Origin of the sequence: Vreelandella venusta (assembly GCF_015689495.1) — a bacterium.
Taxonomy (GTDB): domain Bacteria; phylum Pseudomonadota; class Gammaproteobacteria; order Pseudomonadales; family Halomonadaceae; genus Vreelandella; species Vreelandella venusta.
The window spans coordinates 4,239,325-4,262,707 of record NZ_CP065135.1; the positions used below are offsets into that span (position 1 = coordinate 4,239,325).

At 49.7% G+C, this 23,383-nt stretch carries 22 protein-coding genes and 2 pseudogenes; 11 read left to right on the forward strand and 13 right to left on the reverse strand.

Translation table 11 applies throughout. The features are described 5' to 3' along the window. Nucleotides 1–114: 114 nt before the first annotated feature. A complete protein-coding gene (locus IR195_RS19475; protein WP_206048386.1) occupies nucleotides 115–585 on the forward strand; it encodes an antitoxin Xre/MbcA/ParS toxin-binding domain-containing protein in 471 nt (156 codons plus the stop codon). Between the two features lie 51 nt (nucleotides 586–636). Here the strand turns inward: IR195_RS19475 and IR195_RS19480 are convergent. From IR195_RS19480 to IR195_RS19495, 4 genes and pseudogenes are all read right to left on the reverse strand, one after another. Beyond that, a pseudogene (locus IR195_RS19480) lies at nucleotides 637–787 on the reverse strand (transposase); the annotation flags it as partial. Nucleotides 788–910: 123 nt separating this feature from the next. After that, a complete protein-coding gene (locus IR195_RS19485; RefSeq protein WP_206048387.1) occupies nucleotides 911–2,047 on the reverse strand; it encodes a hypothetical protein in 1,137 nt (378 codons plus the stop codon). 40 nt (nucleotides 2,048–2,087) lie between these two features. Continuing rightward, nucleotides 2,088–3,089: a DNA-processing protein DprA gene (locus IR195_RS19490; RefSeq protein WP_089040280.1), complete on the reverse strand. Its 1,002-nt coding sequence runs from the start codon at nucleotides 3,087–3,089 to the stop codon at nucleotides 2,088–2,090. 381 nt (nucleotides 3,090–3,470) lie between these two features. After that, on the reverse strand, nucleotides 3,471–3,800 hold the full coding sequence (locus tag IR195_RS19495; RefSeq protein WP_089040977.1) for a hypothetical protein: 330 nt from the start codon (nucleotides 3,798–3,800) through the stop codon (nucleotides 3,471–3,473). 301 nt (nucleotides 3,801–4,101) lie between these two features. Here IR195_RS19495 and IR195_RS19500 point away from each other — a divergent pair, with 301 nt between their 5' ends. Genes IR195_RS19500 through IR195_RS19510 form a run of 3 tightly spaced genes read left to right on the forward strand, consistent with a single transcriptional unit; the run spans nucleotide 4,102 to nucleotide 6,513 of the window. Next, the gene (locus tag IR195_RS19500) at nucleotides 4,102–4,596 is read left to right on the forward strand and encodes a toll/interleukin-1 receptor domain-containing protein (RefSeq protein WP_206048388.1); all 495 of its coding nucleotides are present in this window, start codon (nucleotides 4,102–4,104) and stop codon (nucleotides 4,594–4,596) included. Nucleotides 4,597–4,629: 33 nt separating this feature from the next. Further along, nucleotides 4,630–6,060, forward strand: coding sequence for an SIR2 family protein (locus tag IR195_RS19505; RefSeq protein ID WP_206048389.1), 1,431 nt, complete (start codon nucleotides 4,630–4,632; stop codon nucleotides 6,058–6,060). Nucleotides 6,061–6,069: 9 nt separating this feature from the next. After that, the gene (locus IR195_RS19510) at nucleotides 6,070–6,513 is read left to right on the forward strand and encodes a TIR domain-containing protein (protein WP_089040277.1); all 444 of its coding nucleotides are present in this window, start codon (nucleotides 6,070–6,072) and stop codon (nucleotides 6,511–6,513) included. Between the two features lie 118 nt (nucleotides 6,514–6,631). Here IR195_RS19510 and IR195_RS19515 read toward each other — a convergent pair whose 3' ends face one another. From IR195_RS19515 to IR195_RS20640, 5 genes are all read right to left on the reverse strand, one after another. After that, nucleotides 6,632–7,684 (reverse strand): hypothetical protein, encoded by a 1,053-nt coding sequence (locus IR195_RS19515; protein ID WP_206048390.1) that lies wholly within the window; start codon nucleotides 7,682–7,684, stop codon nucleotides 6,632–6,634. Between the two features lie 524 nt (nucleotides 7,685–8,208). Then, nucleotides 8,209–9,270, reverse strand: coding sequence for a TniQ family protein (locus IR195_RS20635; protein ID WP_157698055.1), 1,062 nt, complete (start codon nucleotides 9,268–9,270; stop codon nucleotides 8,209–8,211). Between the two features lie 20 nt (nucleotides 9,271–9,290). Continuing rightward, nucleotides 9,291–10,181, reverse strand: a complete 891-nt coding sequence (locus tag IR195_RS19525) for a TniB family NTP-binding protein (protein WP_206048391.1) — start codon at nucleotides 10,179–10,181, stop codon at nucleotides 9,291–9,293. 9 nt (nucleotides 10,182–10,190) lie between these two features. Beyond that, nucleotides 10,191–12,026 carry a Mu transposase C-terminal domain-containing protein gene (locus IR195_RS19530; protein WP_206048392.1) on the reverse strand — a complete coding sequence of 612 codons (1,836 nt, stop codon included), beginning with the start codon at nucleotides 12,024–12,026 and terminating at the stop codon, nucleotides 10,191–10,193. Nucleotides 12,027–12,076: 50 nt separating this feature from the next. After that, nucleotides 12,077–12,766, reverse strand: coding sequence for a TnsA endonuclease N-terminal domain-containing protein (locus IR195_RS20640; RefSeq protein ID WP_198361385.1), 690 nt, complete (start codon nucleotides 12,764–12,766; stop codon nucleotides 12,077–12,079). Nucleotides 12,767–12,906: 140 nt separating this feature from the next. Between IR195_RS20640 and IR195_RS19540 the strand changes: the two are divergent. Further along, nucleotides 12,907–13,569: pseudogene (locus tag IR195_RS19540) on the forward strand (ATP-binding protein); the annotation flags it as partial. On the opposite strand, the gene IR195_RS19545 reads toward IR195_RS19540, so the two are convergent. Next, nucleotides 13,566–14,144 carry an NADPH-dependent FMN reductase gene (locus IR195_RS19545; RefSeq protein ID WP_125752907.1) on the reverse strand — a complete coding sequence of 193 codons (579 nt, stop codon included), beginning with the start codon at nucleotides 14,142–14,144 and terminating at the stop codon, nucleotides 13,566–13,568. The pseudogene IR195_RS19540 and the gene IR195_RS19545 sit on opposite strands and share 4 nt — an antisense overlap. 217 nt (nucleotides 14,145–14,361) lie before the next feature. Here IR195_RS19545 and IR195_RS19550 point away from each other — a divergent pair, with 217 nt between their 5' ends. After that, a complete protein-coding gene (locus IR195_RS19550) occupies nucleotides 14,362–15,672 on the forward strand; it encodes an esterase-like activity of phytase family protein (protein ID WP_241006769.1) in 1,311 nt (436 codons plus the stop codon). Nucleotides 15,673–15,759: 87 nt separating this feature from the next. On the opposite strand, the gene IR195_RS19555 is transcribed toward IR195_RS19550, so the two are convergent. After that, nucleotides 15,760–16,740, reverse strand: a complete 981-nt coding sequence (locus IR195_RS19555) for an alpha/beta hydrolase (protein ID WP_206048394.1) — start codon at nucleotides 16,738–16,740, stop codon at nucleotides 15,760–15,762. 206 nt (nucleotides 16,741–16,946) lie between these two features. Between IR195_RS19555 and IR195_RS19560 the strand changes: the two genes are divergently transcribed. After that, nucleotides 16,947–19,121 (forward strand): malate synthase G, encoded by a 2,175-nt coding sequence (locus tag IR195_RS19560; protein ID WP_146942316.1) that lies wholly within the window; start codon nucleotides 16,947–16,949, stop codon nucleotides 19,119–19,121. 67 nt (nucleotides 19,122–19,188) lie between these two features. Continuing rightward, nucleotides 19,189–19,611 (forward strand): PaaI family thioesterase, encoded by a 423-nt coding sequence (locus tag IR195_RS19565; RefSeq protein WP_125752921.1) that lies wholly within the window; start codon nucleotides 19,189–19,191, stop codon nucleotides 19,609–19,611. Nucleotides 19,612–19,619: 8 nt separating this feature from the next. Here IR195_RS19565 and IR195_RS19570 read toward each other — a convergent pair whose 3' ends face one another. Further along, a complete protein-coding gene (locus IR195_RS19570; protein ID WP_125752924.1) occupies nucleotides 19,620–19,997 on the reverse strand; it encodes a DUF423 domain-containing protein in 378 nt (125 codons plus the stop codon). A 203-nt stretch (nucleotides 19,998–20,200) separates the two neighbouring features. On the opposite strand from IR195_RS19570, the gene thiS reads away from it, so the two are divergent. The 3 genes from thiS to trmB are packed head-to-tail and all read left to right on the forward strand — an operon-like array spanning nucleotide 20,201 to nucleotide 22,039. Then, the gene (gene thiS / locus IR195_RS19575; RefSeq protein WP_009723207.1) at nucleotides 20,201–20,422 is read left to right on the forward strand and encodes a sulfur carrier protein ThiS; all 222 of its coding nucleotides are present in this window, start codon (nucleotides 20,201–20,203) and stop codon (nucleotides 20,420–20,422) included. 39 nt (nucleotides 20,423–20,461) lie between these two features. Then, on the forward strand, nucleotides 20,462–21,256 hold the full coding sequence (locus IR195_RS19580) for a thiazole synthase (RefSeq protein ID WP_120386058.1): 795 nt from the start codon (nucleotides 20,462–20,464) through the stop codon (nucleotides 21,254–21,256). A gap of 12 nt (nucleotides 21,257–21,268) precedes the next feature. After that, on the forward strand, nucleotides 21,269–22,039 hold the full coding sequence (trmB, locus tag IR195_RS19585) for a tRNA (guanosine(46)-N7)-methyltransferase TrmB (protein WP_206048395.1): 771 nt from the start codon (nucleotides 21,269–21,271) through the stop codon (nucleotides 22,037–22,039). Nucleotides 22,040–22,243: 204 nt separating this feature from the next. On the opposite strand, the gene IR195_RS19590 is transcribed toward trmB, so the two are convergent. Further along, nucleotides 22,244–23,170 (reverse strand): LysR family transcriptional regulator, encoded by a 927-nt coding sequence (locus IR195_RS19590; RefSeq protein ID WP_206048396.1) that lies wholly within the window; start codon nucleotides 23,168–23,170, stop codon nucleotides 22,244–22,246. Between the last annotated feature and the right edge of the window lie 213 nt (nucleotides 23,171–23,383).

The window sequence follows — 23,383 nt, forward strand, 5'->3', positions numbered from 1 at the left end:
GGTGTTGTGAGTCAGGACGCTAGCCGCAGGATCGCCCCCCACACTAGCAAAGAAGTAACACCTTAAACATTTTATAATTCACGGTACTTGAATCACTATTTCATGAGGTAGATCATGGCGGAAGCAAAATCATCGCCTAAAAGCCTGAAAAATATTGAGCATAAAATCCAGACTACTAATTTCTGGAAATTCATTAAAACTCAGGGGTCACGCACCGAATCTCAGCGTTTGAAGAGTATTCATGATGGATTCTCAGTCGGAGTTTACCAAACAGTGCGCGTGACTTTTCAACTACAAGATAAGCAGATTAAGTTACTGTTCTCCGCATCTACTACGAAGCTAGACCGCTATTTACGAAAGCATAGGAGACTGGATTCGGTGTCCTCTGAGCGCCTTGATCGGATTGCGACTGCCAGTCAGCTCGTTTTGGAGATGTTCGGAGACAAACAGGCCTCGATCGACTGGCTGTCTCGACCTAATGAGGCACTGGGCGGGCAGACTCCTATTATGATGTGCGACACAGAAATTGGTGCTAAGCAGGCCCGCCGGGTGCTGCATGCGATGAATTGGGGCGGGGTAGCATAGCTCGGATCCTGACGTGAGCTGCAAGAAGCAAGTGCCAGCTCTAACGTAATGCGCGTCACTGGAGTAGCGCTTAATCCACGGATACAAGCTGTGTCCAGATACTCCCAGTCGAGCAGCAACCTCGGTAACGGAATGGCCTCGGTCGGCCACCTGTTTGACAGGCTTCAATTTTGAATTCTTCGGTATAACGTGGGTTGCTCATTGGACCTTTTGGGTACCTTGATTATAAGGTCTGGAGGTGTCTAAGAAACCCGGAGTGATTCATACTGCATGTTCACTTGACCCTTTATGTGCCCACCGCAAACAACCCGTTGATGTAAACTCTTTAACCTAGCAAACCCTTAAGCGCTTCTTGCGCAGAAGCATTTTCCTGCCCATCAAGAAAAGAGTTTCCTTTTAGAACAGCATCTCCCGCTATATTGAGCGGCTGAAATGGATCTGAAGTAATATCAATTTGATAGTCCCTCAGCGATCGCCCAAACTTACCCAGCGCAATACATGTGACAGAATTAGCGCCTGCTTTGCGTAAAAGTGCGGCGGCTACACCAAAGGACACGCCGTGGGTAGTACAGTCGTCCACCACTATGACGTTACGTCCGATGAGATTGCAGCGGTACTTTGGATTCAAATGAATAGTTTCTACTTGTTCGGTGGGATCAAGACGATTTATCCCGGAACCAGCTGTAGACCGCTTAGTAGAAGGCTTATGGCGAATAAATAAGGGCTCTCCCTTTCTCGCCATACGAACGGTTGATACGGTTGTCCTCAGGCGATGCGTGAAATCACTGAGCACCTCGCTATCACTGTTATCGCTAGCTGACGAAGGAAACACTCCCCAAAAAAGCTTTGGGAACGAGTCGACACCTTGAGTCAACAAGGATCTCGCGACCATGGCAAGCAGAGCATTCAATCGAGGCCCTCCTTGTTTTATGGTATTCGTTAAATGCGAGCGAAACTGTTTTTGATCAAAGTCCTTTCCAAAAGTAGATAGATCGGAAAAAGCGTGAACAGAATAGGACGATCCTTCACCGTGAAACCACCACTTACCATCCCACTCAAAGGTTAATCGAAGGGTTTCCTTAAAGGAATTTGCACAGCTTACCTGAATGCCGAGCTCAGCCACTCTTGGATCATTTAACCAGCCCGCAGCAATCATAACCGCTTTACCATTCTTGCCCATGGCAATGTCAGCTTGCGAGCCAACTAACACTAAGACATCTTGCGGCGCAATTTTTAGCTTTTCGGCAGTTCTTTTAACAATTCCTCCATTTTGCCGGCCTAACTCTTGCTTAAATATTACGCCGGTTTCAGCGAAAAGCTCATCAAACCAGCTCGGTTTTGCATTATTTGAAACAATTCCAACCTTATGGCCATCTTTAGCTGCTTCGATCAACACCTGCGCAATAGATGAGTCGGGGTCACCGTTAATTAGCAGCGCACTGGGAGAGGTTACTATCAACATAGGCTTCTTTTCATATTGTTAAAAAAGGACAAGGATTCACCTAAATTTTCAAACTCTGTTGCACTGGTTCGGCCGCGACTTCCTTTGATTGCTCGGTCTCCAATCTCACTGGGAAAGCATCCAAGTCCAGTAACTCTAAAAGCTGCTCGGTTTCCCTAGGTATTTCAAACGATACTGCACCGCGAGAACGCTCCGAAAAATCCAGCTCTGGCCGAACTTTTGCTGTTCCTGGCAGAAATACATTGACTACCTTTCTTTGGTATTTCGAAGCATATTCAACGGTATGGGCCGTACCGCTTTTAACTTTCCATTCAACTGGAATCACAAACTCAGAAAGGCCTGCCTGGATTCGATTTCGCCTCACAAAGTTCTGACCAGAGTAGGTTTGATGTGGCAGGTATTCTGTTATGACTGCCCCGCCATTCATTAAAATTTTCTCACGGATCTCTTGAGAGCCTTTGGGGTAATCAAGGAATATTCCATTTCCTAATACAGCCACTGTGGGCAAGCCATATCTGAGAGATTCTTGATGAGCAACCTGGTCAATGCCAAATGCAAGTCCAGATACTACTGTTCTCTCTGAGTGCGCCAGTGCTGCAACAACGTAGCGAGCCAAGAACTCACCATCTTTTGACGGCTTACGAGTGCCCACAACAGCAATTGGACGATTATGAAGAGCTCGAATATCTCCTTGGATAAATAGCCAACGCGGCCCATCTTCAGTCTCTTTGAGACTACCTGGGAATTCCTCCTGATCTCGAAAGACCAGCCGTGTTCTATGTTTGGCCAGCTCCCTAGCCAGCTGAAGGCCAGCTTCCCAGACTTTATGCTGCCACTCTTCAGGGCTTTCTTCGTCCAGCAGAAGTGATACCTCCAGCTCTTTTTCAAGAACTGAAATCGGTGAATTTTTAAGAAAGTCTTTGAACCCTTCACCGGCAGGCAACATCAGACGAAATAGCGTCCAGTACCCAACCCCTTTGATAGTCGATAGCGCAAGAAAAGCTACGACTTCATTACGCCAAAAATCGGAACCACGATCCATTCCTTACATTCCCAGTTAGCCGCTTTTTTCGTTATCCATAGCCAGAGACTACTTGAATCCGGCCTTTCGCAGAAGAACTTGCCTGCGCCTACTGCGCCTTTCACATCCACTTTTTCTTCTTCACCGCGCTCTGAAAGACATTCCTCGGTCAATCTAGAACTTTTGGTATTCTCGGGAATGCGAGTAATGATCCTATTCCATAAGCACTATGAGCACGTACATTGGGCTATTTCAAATAACGATGGTAGCTTCATAGCTACAGCAAGACAGCCTAGTCATTTCATGCAGCTTAGGCAAAGAAGGCGCATTCGGTGAGGCAATGACGTTGATTAAGCCTATTCATCCTGGTGCTTTTTTGGAGCACTTTAGAACAGATAACGGTTAAAGCTTGCTTCCTCCGTCGTCACGAAAGTAGTCATCTGTAGCGACTAGGCCAAATGTGTCGTTCTGCTCGCCAGCCTCTTTCCCAACCTCGTCATTGAATAAATTTGGTATACGTCGCTCCTGTTTTAGATACGTCACTGTGCCAAAAAAGCAACTTTCACAGAGATGTAGTTCGTAGCGCTCGCCATCATGTCTAGCTCCATATCCCCAATGAGCTTGGAGCGTAGCAAACTCAAGCCCATCATTCGCTCCCCGAGTGGAACATAGGCATACATCGCACATCACATCAGTAACGGTATCGATTTCCACCTTTTCAGTAATTTTCATTTTGATTCTCCACCATTATTTAATCATCCATTTCCTAGACCCATTGACCTGATGAATTGACTAATCCGGTGACACCATTAGCTACCTACCAAAAGATAATGATGGAACCCCAATGAGCTCGGTAGCCGCTGTCCCATGTGCAGCATTCGGTTAGGGCCAACATAATTCACTAAGCCTTTCATCGCCGCCTATTACGTTGAACAGTCCTGCGATAAGGATACGCTCAGAAACAGCTTGCGAATGAACGAAAATAATGACACTTTTTCATGAAACGCTAAGAAATAGTAGGGAATGTTAACGTATGGAAATTTACCAATATGACCTCAACAATGCCTCATATCGTAGGCAGCAACGGGTTTTTTCATCACCGAGCAGCGGTAAACCGACTGCTTTCTTGAGCCATAGCCATAAAGATAACCAGCTGGCATTAGGTCTTCAGCAAATGCTCATTGAACAAGGATGGGATCTCTACATCGATTGGCAAGATCAAAAGATGCCGGAACGCCCTGATGCGGAAACCGCAAGGCGAATCAAGAACGCCATTGTAAATGCCAATTGGTTCCTTTTCCTTGCTACTGAGAACTCTATGTCATCACGATGGTGCCCTTGGGAGATTGGTTACGCTGATGGAAAGAAGCACCTCAATAACATCGTTATCGTTCCTACCGTCGATTCATCCGGTCGTCATCACGGCAATGAATATCTACAGCTTTATTCCCGTATCGAAACTTCAACAAACGGAGGGTTAGCGCTATACGACCTTCAAGGAAACGGCCGTTGGCTGAGAAATCTTTGACATTCCCTACAACAACCTAAACGGTAGCTCAGAATGAAACGTGATCAGCTACGGCTCGTTGACACCCTTTCAAAAGAGCTAGAAGAAGGAAATCTAGCAATTTTTGCGGGTGCAGGCTTTTCGAGAGCAGCAGGTTATGTCGACTGGAAGTCCTTGCTCAAGCCAATTGCTGACGAGCTTGAATTAGACGTTGATAAAGAATGGGACCTGGTTACGTTGGCGCAATACCACACAAATGTTAATGCGACTAACCGAGCAAAACTCAACCAGCTACTGGTGACTGAGTTCTCAATGACGGCGGGGCCCACAGAGAACCACACGATTCTGGCAAGGCTGCCAATCCCAACCTACTGGACAACAAATTACGATCGTTTGATTGAAACAGCTCTTGAAAAAAACGAAAAGATAGCTGACATCAAACATACCAACAAGCAATTGGCAACGACACGGCCGAAACGTGATGCAATTGTTTATAAGATGCATGGAGACATCGAGCATGCCGCTGACGCGGTGTTGACCCGTGATGACTATGAGCGTTACCACGTCGATATGCAGCCGTTCATTACCGCTTTAAGCGGTGACCTGGTTTCTAAAACCTTCCTCTTTCTCGGCTTCAGTTTCACCGACCCTAATCTAGAATATATTCTTAGCCGCGTCCGAATTCAGTTTAATCGAAATCAACGACAGCACTACTGCATCCTGAGGAAAGCTAGCAAAGGAGAGAATGAAGACCTAGCTGACTTCGAGTACCGCCAACGCAAGGAAGAGCTTTTCAGAGGAGAGCTGCTCCGTGTCGGGATCAAAGCAGTTTACGTTGACGAGTTTTCTGAAATTACAGACATTCTGCGTGCCATTGAGCATCGTCATAAAAGAAATACTATCTTCATCTCTGGTGCGGCTCATGACTATAGCCCGTGGTCCAAGAACGAATCAGAGCAATTCGTTTATCATCTGAGCAGAACCATTTGCAAAGAACAGTACCGAGTGATTTCAGGGTTTGGCCTCGGTATAGGGAGCGCGATCATAACGGGTGTGCTTGAACAAACTGTTATGAATGGTGGCCGCCTCGACAACGATCAGTTGATTCTCAGGCCATTTCCACAGAGTAAGACTGGAGAAAAGCCGCTGAAGGAACTGTGGACAGAATATCGACGCAATATGCTCGCTCATGCAGGCGTTGCTATTTTTTTGTTTGGCAATAAGTTGGAAGATGGTAAATTAATTCTTTCTGAAGGAATGCGCGAAGAATTCGATATCGCTGTAGCGAAAGGAGTTTTTGTAATTCCTGTTGGTATCACAGGCTCGATGTCGGAGTTACTGTGGAGCGATGTTATGAAGTCTTATCAAGAATCTCAGTACGAGAATGGTAAGAAGATTACACCGTTGTTGCACGAACTAGGCGATAAAGCTACGTCGCTTGAACGCGCTCAAGAAGTCATCCTCCTCCTCTTGCGACTCATCTAAGGAGTCCCCATGGCTAGAAAGGTTTTCTTCAGCTTCAAGTACGACGACGTTCAGAGAGCGATGAATGTCCGAAACAGTAACGTGATCCATGCCAACCCTAAAGCTGGCTTCATCGACAAAGCAGAGTTCGAGAAGTTAGAACGCACAGGTGAAAGCACGGTCAAAGCATGGATAGATGCCCAGCTTATCGGCACGACTGTGACGGTCGTACTTGTAGGTGCCAATACTGATAAAAGTAAATGGGTCAAATACGAGATAGAGCAGAGTATCAAACGTGGAAACGGCTTGCTGACTATTGATATTAGTAAGATCGCTGATTTCAATAGACAAACAAGTGCCTTCTGCGGCATGACGGTTAAGGGATACAAGCACTACCGCTGGAATACAGATAATGGTCGTGAAAACCTTGGAGTCTGGGTCGAAGAAGCTGCCAAGGCTGCTGGTAAACCTTGAACGATTTTAAGGCGACACACCCTATGCTCAAGTATAGGATTCATCAGACTCTGCAGTGCCATTTACACTACGGGCTTCCTATGTGAATTATCATCTCACTTTGGCCAAGCCCTCAACCTTACATTCCTTTTAGCGCTTCAAGCTTTCTTATATGATAACGCACAGTCATAGTACTCATAGGCTGCATACGGCTTCTGCCGGCAAAGATAAAGGCCTTAGGGTCGACTCCCAACTGATATTCCTTCATTAAATGAGGCAATGGCCCGAGGAGCTCGTAGCGCTCATCATCCACAGTAATGAATACCTTTCGGTTGGAGTGCAACACGTGTTCGTAGCGAAGCATGAGGACCTTTTTTAATGGCAACTGATAAAGCATTGAAATTGCTGCAGGCATTAAAGCTCTAGCCTCACGCTCGTTCGGCGTGGAAACGAGTTTTTCTATTACTGCCTTAATTTTCTTAACTTTTTGCTTGTTACTTATCCCTTTATTTTTTTTCTCTGGTAACACTAGATTAACGGCGTACTTTTCTTTAGCAAAGGTTCTAAAAATAGTTAAGGAAGCACGATGCCCTGGCCTATTATTAACATGAGACACGATTGCATCTTCGGGAAGTTCCTGAATGGAAGTTACCTTGGCTGAAATCAGTAGCTCTATAGCTGCTCGCAAATAGTTCCTAACAGTCAAAGGTTTGATTGGCGTCTCTTTGTAAGTAATTCTCTCACCCAAATCTTTTGCATAGGTGACGATCTCACGATGCCAAGGCTGCTCCTTACAACATTGCAAAATATCATTAATTCTTTTATTTTCAATTAATTGCTCTTGCTCTTCGTTATCCCACACGATGCCAATTTTTTCTACTAAGAAGTTCACCACATGAAAAGAACGGCGGAGCTTTTCAGCTCCGAATAAATTGAATAAGTGTTGCTGATCAATACCTCTGACGGACAAAGTATGCCGTTCGAGTATGACAAAAAAACGCGCATAGTTATCTATTCGCATCGTCATATTTCCCGCTTGCCTAGGAAGTTTATCCCAAGAACAAAACTCAAGAAAAAGCGTTCTACACCAATGAGCTTCGAATAATTCAAGATTCAGGTTCACCCTTTTTTTTATTCTGCGTTCTAATGCACAGCTTGGGCAGGGGGCACTTCCACCACCAGGCGTGCTCATCTCACAGTCAGGACATGAATGAACCTTTGGATACGGACCACTGCAGTCTCTACACACCGCTCGACCTTCAGCATCATATTGATCAAGCTGGCGATATCGCCGGCAAACGGCACAAGTTACAAATGAGCGGTTTTTTCTTTCGCATGCCAGACAGACACCCCCCGCCATACCGTCAATGGTGGCGGGCGAGCATCTACTATCAGGATTCCCACATTGAGCGCAGGTACGCTCTTCTCGCACATGAGGTGAGCAGCTTTTGCAGAATGCAGCATTTCCAATCACATAATCAGCTTTCGGCAGCGGCTTTTCGCATCGTGCGCAGACGCGGTGCAGCCTGAGGCACTCACTGCATACCGGGCTCTGTTCATACTTATGGGCTCTCACTGACGCGCCGCACTTAGTGCAAGTCTTTTTCTTAAACTCACGGGCATAACATGTCGAGCAGTAAGCGCTTCCTTTGTAGCGCCTATGTGCCTTAAGCATGGATCGACCACAGTCATCACACTGCAAGTGGGGTTTACGACTCACAAAAAGGGGTATCCTAAAAAGCTTAATATATGTTGAGCTCTTTCCTGGCGAAACTGTACAAGCTCAGTTCGCCGACACCGATTTAGACAAGGCTCTTGTGGCAGCTGATTCGTGCTGCGCGTTCTTCGTACCCCTACTGGCAGACATGTAAGCTGCTCATCAAAAAAAGCAGGCATTATATTTTTTATGAATGTCCTCTGAGTTAGACCAAGCACACTTGAACCTTCTTGAAATGACGATGGCCAATCACGAAGCCAATATGCCAAGGTTTCCAAAACTGCAGCCCTATAGGCGACACGCTGAAGCTCATACAAGCAACGCTGATTTGATGGATAATGGAAGGGCTTCAAGCCGTAATGAAGCCTCAGTCGATTATGCTGTAGCGAATTAGCGAGCACACCAGCCATTACCCGAATGACACTCACAGCTTCCGGACTGGTGGACGCTTGTGGAAGCAAATTAGTTGGAGTTCCATTCGCTAACTTCAGTAACTGGGATTGAAAAGCTATCACTAATGAAGAACAGCACAAGGTTGGTAACTTGCGAGAAAGAAGCGACACCCCACATACCGTACAACGATCCATTCTTTGCACGGTACTTCGATGTGGCATCAATGGCGCATCACAACGTGGACAAGCATCGCTCATCATGGCGCCATGGTAAGGACAAACAACCATAAACCCTAAACGCCAGTCACGATAATAGATGGCCCCATAATCCCTGAAGCATTCGGAGCAATACTGAAGGCCGTGCCGGGTACGCACCTTATTAGATATCCCCGCGGACAGAAGAAAGGGGATATTTCCCTGACGATGAATTTTTACCAAACTCTGCTCAATTGAGCGTAACGTCATTCTTTCGACTGACGCAACATCAAAGCCAGAGTGGCACGACATGATATAGAGGAGTTCATCACTGGCACTACGATCAATGTCACGGTCCCAGATAGGAGTAGATGGGGCCCAGTAATTAGCAAACCGATAGGGGGTCAGGCCATGAGCAAAGGCGCTACGCATCAACCACGAAGAAAACAGCTCATTCTTGGCGGGTGATAACATGATAGCCCAGCCCCCTCTGATCACAGTTTGAGCGCCTCCTTGCCATAATCAGAGAGCTTAACCCAGCCGATGTCATCAAGAAGCTTAGCGTCTATATGTTCTTTACCTTCTCGGATCGCCTTAACGGTCGCTCTTTTCAGGACGGACGCTACTCCGCCGATGGTGCCCCCACTCATACTATGTAGCTTTATCGCGATATCCTGACTAGACAGCTGAGAGGGCTCAGCTAATGGCAGTAAGCGTTCAAAGCTGGCCAAGAGGCGCAAGAAGCTAACATCTAACTGCCATCGAGGTAGTGCCAGCGGCTCAAAGCGACTTGAGAGTTGAGTATCGGTGTGCAGCGCGAGAATGGAGTCACGTGTACCGACGGCTACAAGAGGAAGCTGTAGCTTATTGCTCAATCTCTTTAGCATTCCTAGAAAATGCCTCTGCTGTCTGGCACTTCCATGTAGCACATTGTGGATTTCATCGATAATGAGCATCTTGACTTGTACGTAAGTTAATACCGAAATAGCTTGGTTCTCCTTACGCTGCACGGGATCCGTATCTCTGTGGGCAATTTTTAAAGACAGAAGCAATTCAGTCCAAAAACGCCCTTCATTTGGTTCGGAAGGCATTTCCATCACAATGACAGGTGCTAATGGTTCTCCAGAGGGAAGAATCTTCACCGGATGCTTTTCTCTGAAACGGTCGATTAACGTACTTTTTCCATTCCCGCTTTCTCCGACCAGCAGTGTGTTGGGCATCCGCTGTACACGCGGATGTGCTAACTGATCCTCAAGCCGGGTCATGATTTCTTTGGCCCTAGGATAGGAAATCCAATGGTTTTGCTGAGCGAAAAAAATGCGGTCTTCCGTCGTCCAGGTGAGTGTCTCAGCAATCTCTGGCTTGAGGTGATCAAAATGGGCCATATTCATTTCCTAGGCATCGTCATCGAATGGTTCTATCGGCAGCGCGAATATATCAATCTCACTTTGCACCTCTGTTTGAGATGGATCAGGAAAAGAACTCTCAGCAGGTGATTGATTTTCAAAAGGTTCAGCCTTCTTAGCGAGTTTCTTCGTCGTATTGATACGAGCCATCTGACGTCTTGCTTGCTTCGTTTTCGTGACGGCCTGTTCAACACGATGACGCATCTTGAGAATGGTCTCAAAAATCACATCCTCATCAACATGCCGCAGTCCTTCCTCTCGAATGCGGCGCGTTGCTGCCCGTAACTCCCATACGCTAATCGCTGGGCGAGTAGGATCCCGATAAGGGACCATGTAATAGATCTCACTTTCAGGGTCGAAGAAATAGACTTTACTGATATCGCGTGGGTCACGACGGATAGTAAATGAACGAGCCTTCGTTTGATTTTCGGGGTCTTTTGAACCAATCCAAGGGTTCAACACCTCATGGTAGTAATTAATTTCATCTAACTGGATGCCATAACGCTGGATGCTGCGCGAATATAGAGGAAGGAAATCTAGTTTCAAACGCGTAGGGTCAGTCGGTATAGGAGGCATCCCTAAGCCCGGCTGCTTTGAGTCCCCTAATATACCGAGTTGCCACTTGCGCATTGGCGGCATATTTAATTCAGAATGCTTACGCTGGTGATAAACCCCAACGATGAATTCAACTAAGTGCTGTTCAAAATCACGAATGGTAAGCGCTGACTCTTTTTCTGAGTCATATCCTTTTCGCTGCTCTACATTCGAGAATGTTGTGCCAGGTAACGTGTGTATTTCATTTGCCGCAGTGCCCATATAACGCTCGATATGTCCGCCATAATGGGGACGCTTTACAGGACGTAATTGCAGGTCGATACCATATTGCTCGCAAGCCCGCCTCAGCATTTTCCCCCGGAATTCTTTTGCGTTATCAGCATGCAGAACACGCATTTTCCCCCAGACTGGCCACTCTAGCCCCACCTCCAGGTTTGCAAGGTATTCGTGCTTAGGCAACATGGCATTGGACACACACAAACCTACTGAGACAGCACTTGGCTTTTCCATGCTAACCGCGATTCCCACCACCATTCGTGAAAAGACATCAATAGCCAGAGTTATCCACGGTCGGCCAAGCGCTAGGCGATGCTCTTCATCAACTAGAATAACGTCAGCAGGCGTATGATCTATTTGAACAACAGCAAGAGGGAAATCCGCATTTGGAAACTCTCCCCTGATAGGAGCAAAGGTGTCACGCGCCTTATCTCGTAACCCGCGGCGTCTCATCGTTTCACGGGTCGAAATCTGTTTAATGCGGTTACGAATGGTATTTGCGTGCGGAAGAGGTAAGCCAGCCTGTTTGCAATGCGCTTTCACAGTAACAATAACGTCACTGGGCTTGTAGCGTTGCCGACTCAAATATAAGTCATTGATCGCCCCTTCGATGATTGCCTCGACTTTCTTATCGAGCTTTTTCGTACCTGGCTTGCGGCCTCGCGGGGCTGGTATCAATGCTGAAATATGGCCAGCCTCGTGATAGTCCTTAACCCATTGGTATAAAGTGGCAACGTGAACACCGGCTTCTTCTGCTAACTGCTCTGCCTTTGCACGAGTACGAAATGGATCGTCAAGTAGAGGACGGATTGCTGCAAATCGCTGCTGAGCAACTTGCCAGTCTTCGTCATCGATCTCGGATAAATCCTTTCCTTCAGCAACACCACCTTCTTCAAGCTCTATATCCGTTACGGGACGAAGCTGATGCGCAGAGAGACGATGCACCTCTCCAGTGTCGGTATCTTTAGCAAGGAGGGTTGCTGTATCCAACAAGTGCGAAACTCTATAGGTACGGCCATTGGCTGTTATCACAGACCCAGTAGTTACCGATAGAAAAGCGGGCTCTGTAGCCATAAAAAACCTTCTCCGTTAGTAATCCATATGGGGCTGGACATGTTTAATGGGCGTATGAGGTCAGCATGAACCCGGCCTATAGCGATCATTTGCCATAAACAACTAAGCGCACACATACGCTTTTCCTCATTCGCATAAGCAGCTGTAAGTAAAATTTCAGGTGTTGTCTCACCGAGCACAGCAAGGGTTCTAGCCAAGTGAGTAGCGGTAGCCGAGTCCTCTGCCAAGTCCCTATAGGCCCTTAGAAATCGTGCATTGTTCAATAGGCCTGAACCTCTAATCTCTCGCTCAGTCACAATGCGAAAGCTCCAACCTTGCTGCTTGCAATAGCGTATAGCTGCCTGAAATTTAGGCTTCAAGATGTGCCAATTATCTCTCAAATCTTCTCGATACTTAACTTCATACAGAATTGGCGCTGCGTCATCCAAGTAAGTCACGAGCATATCGGGCGTGTACTGGCGCCTTTTTTGATCATCATCTAGATACTTGATAGTTAGCGGCTGCTCACAAACCCTAGCTACCAACGGATCAAAGTCGAGGATCATCAGGAAATCGCGCTCTAATGATGACTCAAAATTGCAAGTACCTCCTCGCAAGAAAGAAACCTGCCCAGTAAGGCTTCTTCGGTTAGTTCCAATAACTCTAACAGGCCGATTCATATCCAGTCGCCTATATATTTGTAGTTTTGACACCCAGTCGCTTATATTGGTGTCAATTAGTAGCGTATTTACTTGTCGAAAATAACGTAAGATATTGTTCTAGTATAGCACTAGTAGCTGTTTTTAATGGAATTCACAGAGGCTCAAAACCCAAACCTGGGGAAATCTCGCTTGCTCACCACGGCGTGCTGTTTTTAGACGAGCTGCCGGAGTTTTCTCGCAACGTCTTAGAAGTGTTAAGGCAGCCACTGGAAACGGGGGAAATTCACCTCTCACGCGCCAGCCATGAACGCCGTTATCCAGCGCAGTTTCAACTCGTTGCCGCCATGAACCCCTGCCCCTGTGGCCACTTGGGCGATCCGCGTCAGCGCTGCCAGTGCAGTTCCAGTCAGATTCAGCGCTATCAGGCACGGCTTTCTGGCCCGCTGCTAGACCGCATTGACCTGCAAGTGGAAGTGTCCGCCCTGCCGCCCGAGCAGCTTACTGCACAAACTCAAGGCGAACCTTCCAGCGCCGTGCGCGAGCGGGTGATGGCCGCCCGAGAGCGCCAGATGGCGCGAGGCGCACTCAACAGCCAGCTAAGCGGCAAAGCCTTAGAAGCCGCCTGCGCGCTGAACGATGAAGAGCGCGCCTGGCTGGCAGGCGTGCTGGAAAAGCTCAAGCTCTCTGCCCGTGCTTACCACCGCGTCCTGCGGGTCGCGCTTACCCTGGCCGATCTACAAGGCGAACCCAAGCCTACCCAGCCGCACTTTATCGAGGCGATCGGCTACCGGCAGTTGGATAGACTGTTGAAAGGTGCCTAGCGATGGTGATTGGCCATTACATCGACAAGCCGTTGGCATAGGGCGTCGAGCTTTCCACCCGTCGCTTCATCCTTGAGCGCGCCTGACTCGTTAAACGCACTGCCTGCCTTCGGCAATGATAGTGGCTGCGGCAGTACGGTCAAACTCAGATTGGCCAACAACTGCTGTCCAAGAGGCAATGCTCGAATACCGCCCAGCCCACCTGGTGACGCCGCCACCAGCGCAGCCCACTTGCCGGCGAACAGTCCGAGTCCTGGCGTATCGTTGTAAGGCCTGGAGAGCCAATCTAAGGTATTTTTCAGCAGCGGCGTAATAAACCCGTTGTACTCCGGCGAGGCAATCAATAGCGCTTGATGTTCTGCCAGTATGTCGCGCAGTTTCAGTACATTATCAGGCATGCCTTGGGCTTCAATGTCTTCATCGAACAGCGGGCAAGGGTAGTCTTTTAAATCGATAAAGGTCGCTTGTCCACCCAAGGCCTCAATACGCTTGGCGGCAAGCTTTGCGAGCTGTTTGTTAAACGAGCCTTCACGGGCACTGCCCGCTAATACGAGAACTTTTGCTACTGATGCCATACCACTTCCTCTTTAGAAGAATGTCTTTGAAAGACTCACCATTTAGCATTTGTGTCTTTAGAGCAAGGCGTTTTTGACTGATTAGCGGCGAGGCTCGATATGCAAGTTCATCATCATTAAAACATCTGCACGTTGTCATTTAACTATCACTATTACGGGTGAAAATTAGCAAATTCTGAAGCTGCTCTACTTTCTCTTTCTAAATAGTGAAACCGTGATGACTAAGCCGTTACTAGCAACTGCTCTTCTCGCCTTTGTATTTACCAGTGCCGCGCACGCCCAGCAGGATTTTAGCGCCACATTGTCCGGCCATGCTCAGCTACCTGGCAGCAGCTTTGTAGCAGCGCCTTCCGGGGCCGCTGACCACTACAACGTCTCAGGCCGTTTTACTGGCCCAGAGGGCCGGGCTGAGCAGCTATATACCAACATGCAAGCCACCGGCTTAGCGCTCCCCTTCCCCAGCCAACCATTGCAGGGGTTTTCAGGTATTCGCTCGCTAGGCGATGACCGTTTCTTGGTATTAACCGATAACGGCTTTGGTTCCAAAGCCAACTCCTCTGACGTCATTCTGATGTTTAACATTATAAAGACTGACTGGGACACCGGGCGTGTCATCATTGAGGAGACCGTTCAACTATCGGACCCAAACCGCAAAGTGCCTTTCCCAATTATGAATGAAGCCACGTCTGGTCGATTTTTAACCGGCGCTGATTTCGATATTGAATCGATACAGCCGGTGGGCGATAGCTACTGGATTGGCGATGAGTTCGGCCCGTGGATTCTCCAGGTCGATAGTCAAGGCGAAGTGCTGCAAGTGCTGGCCACTAACCCTAGTGGAACGCTGATGCGCTCACCTGACAATGCTTTTGTCCTCACCCCGAACCCTGGTGCATCTCTCGCAGATGAAGTGGTGGTATTTCGCTCCGGCGGTTATGAAGGCATGGCGCTTTCCGAAGACCAAACAACGCTCTATCCCTTGCTAGAGAAACCGATCTGGGACAGCAGCGCCAACGCCCCAGAAACGATTGACGGCACCGCCGTGTTAAGAATGTTCGAGCTCGATACTGAAACCGGAGAATGGGGCGACACAACCCGTTATTACCCCTTGGAGTCAGCGGATCATGCGATTGGCGATTTCAACCTCATTGGCGGAACTCGCGGCTTAATCATCGAGCGTGATAGTCGCCAGGGCGACCCGCGAGAAGCGTGGGCAGACAATCCCGCTGAGTTCAAACGTATCTACCTCATCGACCTCGACCGTACAGACGAGCAGGGCGTGCTTGAGAAAATTGCCTATATAGACCTGATGAACATTCAGGATCCAGATGGCATCGCACCCCGTGGCACGGTCAACGGCATCTTTAACTTTCCCTTTGTGACCATTGAGAACGTCGATCGTGTTGATGAGAGCACCATCGTGGTCGCCAATGACAATAACTACCCTTTCTCTATTGGCCGCCAGCAAGGACGCGCTGATGACAATGAGCTGATACTGCTCGATGTGGAAGACTTTCTGAACGCTCAGTAATGAAACTCAGTAGCTAAAGTAGGCCTGAGGCAGGGCGCACGCTAGCGCCCTCGCCTCGGGTTGCCCCCTGGGCTTGCAATATTTACGTTATTGCCCACGCTCAACAACGTTGTCTACAAAACCATCCAGAGCCTCGAACAGGACTTCTCGAATGGGGTCGGCCTCGTTAACTAAGTGGTGCCGTGCTTCTGGATGGCGGTAGATCTCGGCATTAGGAAACTTCTCCTCCAACACCGCTAAGTTCCACTCCCAATCGACTGTAAGGTCTTGCTCACCCTGTAAAATAAGCGTCGGCAGCGAGTTAGGTTCCAGCGCGAGCAAACGCGGCATCCAACGTCGCATGGCAGTTATCCAGGCAACGCTCAACCGTTCCGGTTGAAGCGGATCTTGGTCGCGTAGGAACGCCGTAAACTGCTCATCCGTGGAGTTGGGACGATACTTACGTGGTAGCTCCTTTAGAAAAGGGCTGGCAATCAGGTGCAGCCAGCTAGACTGACTCCAGCGCCAAGGTCGCACCAATGGCGCTAGCAGCACAATACCGGCCCAGCCTGCCGTTTCGCGGCGAGTGAGTGCGTCGGTCGCCAGAATGGCTGCCCCCGTGCTCTGCCCAACGCCTAGCCACGGTGTAGGGGCCATGCCTTGGCGTTGCAATGTCGTCTGCAAATGCGCAAGGCAGTGCTGATAGTCGTCAAAATCTTCAATGTCGGCGCGTGGGCCGCTGGAAAGCCCGTGACCAGGAAGATCCCACAACACCACTCGCCACCCTTTGGCCAGCAGGCAGCCGAGTAAATGGCGATAAAGTCCTAAATGGTCAAAATAACCATGAATCACAAACGCGGTGCCCGTGGGAACAGGTGGGCTCCATACTTGGCACCACAGAGCAAAGCGTCCAGTATCAATAAATCCCGCGTGCACTTCGCTGGTGTCGTTTAGTAGCGTTTCTAAACCGTAGTGGCGAAAATAGTCATGCACAGCGTCCGTTAGCGCGTCGCCCGGCTTAAGCTGGGAGAGCGATGACTCGCCTGCTGCTTGCCTAAACAAGCCTTCCAGGTGTTGGAAATTATGCATTAACGTCTCTCCGTGAACGCCACCTATCCATTGGCTGAATGATAGCGGAGACCACTACCGCTCTCATCATTTGGTCGATCATTTTGCTGCTTTACGGCATAGACTGTTTACATGCTCGCGCAGTTGTGGAAGTATTTTCCACAAATATACATTTACCCTGACCGTGGCACGATAATATCCCACGGGCACCTTTACAGGAGAACCCCATGAGCGAGCGTATCACGCGTCACCGTTTACAGGTGTCAGCAGACCTGGACCGTTTTATCAATGAGCAGGCTTTACCGGGCACTGGTGTCGACGAAAACACCTTTTGGGCTGGCGTTGACGCCCTGTTCCATGATTTGACACCGAAAAATCGCCAACTGCTTGAAGAGCGCGACACGCTCCAAGAAAAACTGGATGTCTGGCACCGTGAAAATCCGGGGCCGGTTAGCGATATGCCGGCTTACCGCAGCTTCTTGAAAGAAGCGGGTTACCTAGTGGATGCACCCAACAGCGTAAAAACCACTACGGCCAATGTAGATCGCGAAGTGGCTGTTCAAGCAGGCCCGCAGTTAGTGGTACCGGTGAGTAATGCCCGCTATGCACTGAACGCCGCTAACGCTCGCTGGGGTAGTTTATACGATGCCTTATACGGCACCGATGCGATTTCTGAAGAAGATGGCGCTGAAAAAGGCACCAGTTTCAACCCGAAGCGTGGCCAAAAAGTTATCGCTTATGCCCGTGGTGTGCTTGATCGTGCTGCCCCACTGGCCACCGGCTCTCACCGCGATGCGGTGAAATACGCTATTCGTGATGGCCACTTGGTCGTTAGCCTGGAAGGCGGTCGTGAAACCGGCCTAAAAGATTCCGGCAAGCTGATCGGCTTTAACGGCGATGCATCCGCGCCTGAAGCCATCCTGCTCACCAACAACGGCCTGCACCTGGAAATCCAGATCGACGACAGCCACCCGATCGGTAAAACCGACCCCGCTCACGTGAAAGACGTAGTGGTGGAAGCGGCACTGACCGCGATTATGGATTGTGAAGACTCCGTTGCTGCTGTCGACTCTGAAGACAAGGTCGGTGTTTACAGCAACTGGCTTGGCCTGATGAAGGGCGACCTGGAAGAGAACATCGACAAAGGCGGCAAAACCTTCAAGCGGACACTGCACGCCGATCGTACTTGGCAAACCACTGATGGCAGCACCGTTACCCTGCCAGGTCGTTCGCTAATGTTCGTGCGCAACGTAGGCCACCTGATGACCACGCCTGCCGTTCTGGACGAAAATGGCAACGAACTGCCGGAAGGTATTCTGGACGCAGTGGTGACCTCGCTGCTGGCGCTGCACGACCTGAAGAAAGACGCCGACCAGCCGCGTAACTCCCGCGCTGGCTCAGTGTATATCGTGAAGCCGAAAATGCACGGACCAAAAGAAGTGGCGTTCGCCAACGAACTGTTTGGTCGCGTTGAAGACATCCTGGGCATGAGCCGTGACACCCTGAAAATGGGCATCATGGATGAAGAGCGCCGCACGACTGTCAACTTGAAAGCGTGTATTGCTGAAGCGGCTTCTCGCGTGGTGTTTATCAACACCGGCTTCCTTGACCGCACCGGTGACGAAATGCACACCGCCATGGAAGCAGGCCCGATGGTTCGCAAAGGCGATATGAAGAGCGCTGCGTGGATCACCGCCTACGAGAAGAACAACGTGCAGGTAGGCTTAGCCTGCGGTCTGCGTGGTCGTGCTCAAATCGGTAAAGGCATGTGGGCGATGCCGGATCTGATGCATAGCATGCTAGAGCAAAAAATTGGCCACCCGAAAGCGGGTGCTAACACGGCATGGGTGCCTTCTCCAACAGCGGCTACGCTTCATGCGCTTCACTACCACCAAGTCAACGTAGCGGACGTACAGCGCGAACTGGAAGCCCAAGGCGAACCCGACTTTTTAGATGACCTGCTCACCGTGCCAGTAGCCGAAAACGCTAACTGGTCGGATGAAGAGATTCAGCAAGAGTTGGATAACAACTGCCAGGGCATTCTGGGCTATGTGGTGCGCTGGGTTGAACATGGCGTGGGCTGCTCAAAAGTACCGGACATTCATAACGTTGGCCTAATGGAAGACCGCGCTACGCTGCGTATTTCCAGCCAACATATCGCCAACTGGCTGCACCACGGCATTGTCGATGCGCCGCGGGTGGAAGAAACGCTGAAGCGTATGGCTAAAGTGGTTGATCAGCAGAACGCTGGCGACCCCACCTACACGGCCATGAGCGCCGACTTCGAAGGCTCAACCGCCTTTAAAGCAGCCTCTGACTTGGTGTTCAAAGGCCGCGTACAGCCTTCTGGCTACACCGAACCGCTACTTCACGCATGGCGTCAGGTACATAAGGCGAAGTAAACGCGCTTTGCGGTATCATCAGCCTCGAGGCGCATGCCTCGGGGCTTTTTTATAAAGGACAATAATAATGACCGTAATGACTGCCGAGCAGATTGAGCACTTTCTGGATGAGGTGTTTCCCCAACGGATGGGCAGAATTGAAAGCGTTGGCGCGATGAGTGCCACCCTGCGACTAACCATCGATGAGCAACATCTGCGCCCTGGCCCCAGGGTGTCTGGTCCGACCATGATGGGGTTTGCCGATGTGGCGTTATATGTAGCCATTTTGGCGCAAATAGGCCCTCAAGCCATGGCGGTCACCAGCGACTTGAACTGCCATTTCTTACGTGCTGCCTCCGGTGAGCACGATATTGTTGCTCACGCCAAACTCATCAAGCTAGGCCGCCGTTTAGCGGTAGGCGAAGTGCAGATTTTCTCTGCCAGCGATGACACTAAGCCAGTTGCGCATATTACTGCCAGCTACGCGCTGCCAGACAGCCCAACTGGCTAACCACCGCGCTAACGGCTGAGCAGCGCAGTGGCGGCTAACCCCAACCAGCCTGCCATCAGCAGCAGACCACCAATGGGCGTTACAATACCAACGCTTAGCCCTACCAGGGCCATTAGGTAAAGCGAGCCCGAAAAGGCGGTAATACCCAACGCCCATAGCGCTAACACGATGCGCTGCCCTGGTTGAGGGCACTGGCTGCGCCAAGCCAGTACCGCTAACATGGCCAACGTATGCCACGCTTGGTAACGCACGCCCGTTTCAACGATGTCGACCATGGCTGCACTGGTACGCGATGCCAACCCGTGAGCCGCATAGGCCCCGAGTACTACCATTAATGCTCCTGAGAGTGCGACTAGGCACCACCAGGGTTTGTCTGCTCGCTGCATGGATTACTCCTGTTTATAAATACTCGTTACAAGTACTTGAGATAAGCTCTTGAGATAAGTACGTAAGATAACTACCTGGAATAAGTACTCGACATACGCACTCGATATTTCACCGAGATGATTGTCGTTGTCACATACCTTGAGCGGTGCGAAACCGCTACAATAGACAATGCTTTGCCTCACCGAATGGGACACTTACCGTTATGCCTACTCCTAATGAGTCGATACAACTGACGCTCAATGGCGAATCGCATACGCTGGCAGCAGGTCTTAGCGCCGCTGATCTGATTGAGCAATTAGGCCTGACCGGGCGCCGTATCGCTGTGGAAATTAACGAACAGATCGTGCCCAAAAGCCAGCTTGCTCAAACGCATTTAGCCAATGGCGACCAAATAGAAGTCGTTCACGCCATCGGCGGCGGCTAGCGTAGCCCACCACCATTTTTGCTTTCAAAAGGAACCGCTATGACGCCACTGACTGATACACCGTTTACCGTTGCTGGGCGCGCGTTCAGCTCCCGCCTGCTGGTGGGCACTGGCAAATACAAAGACTTTACCGAGACCGGCGCGGCCATTGCCCAAAGCGGCGCGGAAATTGTCACCTTTGCTGTACGCCGCACCAACTTAGGCCAGGATGCCGACGCGCCTAACCTTCTCGATGTCATTTCCCCCCAGCGCTACACCTTATTGCCCAACACCGCCGGCTGCTACAACGCCAAAGATGCTGTGCGCACCTGCCGCTTGGCGCGTGAGCTGCTAGACGGCCATAACCTGGTCAAGCTGGAAGTACTCGGCGACGATCACACCCTCTATCCCAATGTGGTTGAGACGCTTAAAGCCGCTGAGACACTGTTGGCTGATGGCTTTGACGTCATGGTGTACACCAGTGATGACCCCATTGTGGCACGTGAACTAGAAGCGATGGGCTGCTGCGCCATCATGCCGCTAGGTTCGCTGATTGGCTCGGGGCACGGCATTCAAAACCCGCATAATGTACGCCTGATTGTTGAGCAAAGCAGCGTACCCGTGCTGGTCGATGCGGGCATTGGCACCGCTTCTGACGCCGCCATGGCAATGGAGCTCGGGTGTGACGGCGTGCTACTCAACACAGCGATCGCCCATGCCCGCGACCCGCTGCGTATGGCTAACGCCATGAAACTTGCCGTAGAAGCTGGCCGCGATGCCTTCTTAGCTGGCCGTATGCCACGCCGCCAGAGCGCCGATCCCTCTTCGCCTTTTGCAGGCCGAATTAACGGCTGATACAGAGATACCATGACCGATACGAACGACACCACGCCTGAAAGCAACACTGCGGGCGCTGAGAGCAACACCACAGGCCCTGAAAATGCTGATGCCCCGCTACACCGGCGGGGGATTAAGAGCTACGTGATTCGCGCAGGGCGCATGACCCCAGCACAAAGCCGCGGTTTAGAAGACGTTTGGCCACGCTTAGGACTAACGATTGCCGATGGGCGTCAGGATTTGGATAGCCTGTTTGGCCGCCAAGCACCGCGCGTGGTGGAAATTGGCTTTGGTATGGGCAACTCACTCATCGAGCAGGCCGAGCGCCACCCAGATACCGACTTTATCGGTATTGAAGTGCATGCGCCGGGGGTGGGCAAGCTGCTGGATGAGGTAGATAAACGCGGCCTAACTAACCTGCGCGTTTACCGCGAAGATGCCTTGGCGGTGTTGGAACAGTGTCTGCCTGAAGGCTCATTAACCACGCTACAGCTATTTTTCCCCGACCCATGGCCCAAAAAGAAGCACCACAAACGGCGTATTGTGCAGCCTGCGTTTGTTGAGTTAATTCGTACGCGCTTAAAACCTGGCGGCACCTTCCACATGGCGACCGACTGGGAAGCCTATGCCGAGTGGATGGCCGAGGTAATGGACGCCGCACCCGGCTATACGAATACCGCCAGCGCCGACACAGCGCCCTACGTTCCACGCCCAGACTTTCGCCCGCTAACTAAGTTTGAAGCTCGCGGCGAGAAACTTGGCCACGGCGTATGGGATTTGATTTACCAGCGCAAAGGGTAAGACACCGTCAGCGCTAAGCTCTCGCCTGCCAGGCCTAAAACGCTGGGTAGTGGTTGTGCCAATAAAAAAATGGCAGGCGAAAGCTGATATAAACGAGCTCGGCGGTAAAACTCACCCTGACACACGCGAACAGCCTATACATAAGAAAAAATAGTATTCAAATAGCGACGCTTGCCTGCCTACTGATAAATCATATGCTTATCGTTACTGTTTTATAAGAAGTGAAGTTAAGATACCCACTTGATGCAAAGCGTCAATTTCAGCGTATATCTCTGCACAGAAAGATTCAGCCACGTTACTTAACGGCTTGTGTTTAGATTTAAGTAAGGCAATTTCCCACTCAATTGTTGGCTCCATAGGTTTTGATATAACGGCTGTACCCTGAAGCAGTAGCTCTGCGATGGGGTCAATCACTGCGACACCAACTCCGCGATCTACTAATGCGCACACCCCGCGCATATGGCGCATTTCAGCGGCAATGTGCCTCTTTATATCCACTGTCTGCATAATGTAGTCTACTCGGGCACGCAAAGGGCTATCCGCCATCAACTCAACAAATGTCTGGTTTTGTAAGCTAGTAAGCGCCACCACCTCTTGCTTAGCAAGGGAGTGCGTGCGATGCATGACGCACCTAGCAGAACAGCGCGCAAGGCTACTAACCGCGGCGCCATAAGTATCGGCTTCAAGCGTTATTCCCAGCGCCACATCACAAGTATTACTGTCGATCATTTTAAGCAGCTCTTGCAACCCTGCATCGATTACTCGAACGCCAACATTAGGGTGGTTTTGTTTAAAGCGCTTAATCACATCGAGTAAAAACGTATCACAAAAAATGGGTTGTGCAGCTACCACAACATTGCCCAATTGGTTATTAGAAATAGCATCCGCGTCTTTTTGTGTATCTCGAATACTCGTCATCAGCCGTAAAACGGACGCGTGATATAAAAAGGCTTCTGACGTTGGCGAAAGCTGATTACGGGTACGTTTAAACAATGCAAAACCTAACTCATCCTCTAACCCGATTAGCAAACGGCTGACCATTGATTGACTGATTCCTAACGTTTCTGCGGCAGCCTTTGTTGTACCGTGCTTCATAAAGGCGTCAAAAGCTTCAATTTCTTTTATTTTCATTACTTTAAAATCTCTTTAGTAATTTTTTAGTAAGCCATCAGCAGATTAAAAACAGTCTTTATAAACAATAAGCTTGCAACTTTTGCCCACCACTAGAACAAATACGAATACTAAATAGAATTGTTGCAACAAATTTCATACTTGTCTATTTTGAAAACGCTGGAATCAATTGATGCTCATTACTCAGTCTTTCAATAACTGCCATTAAGTGGC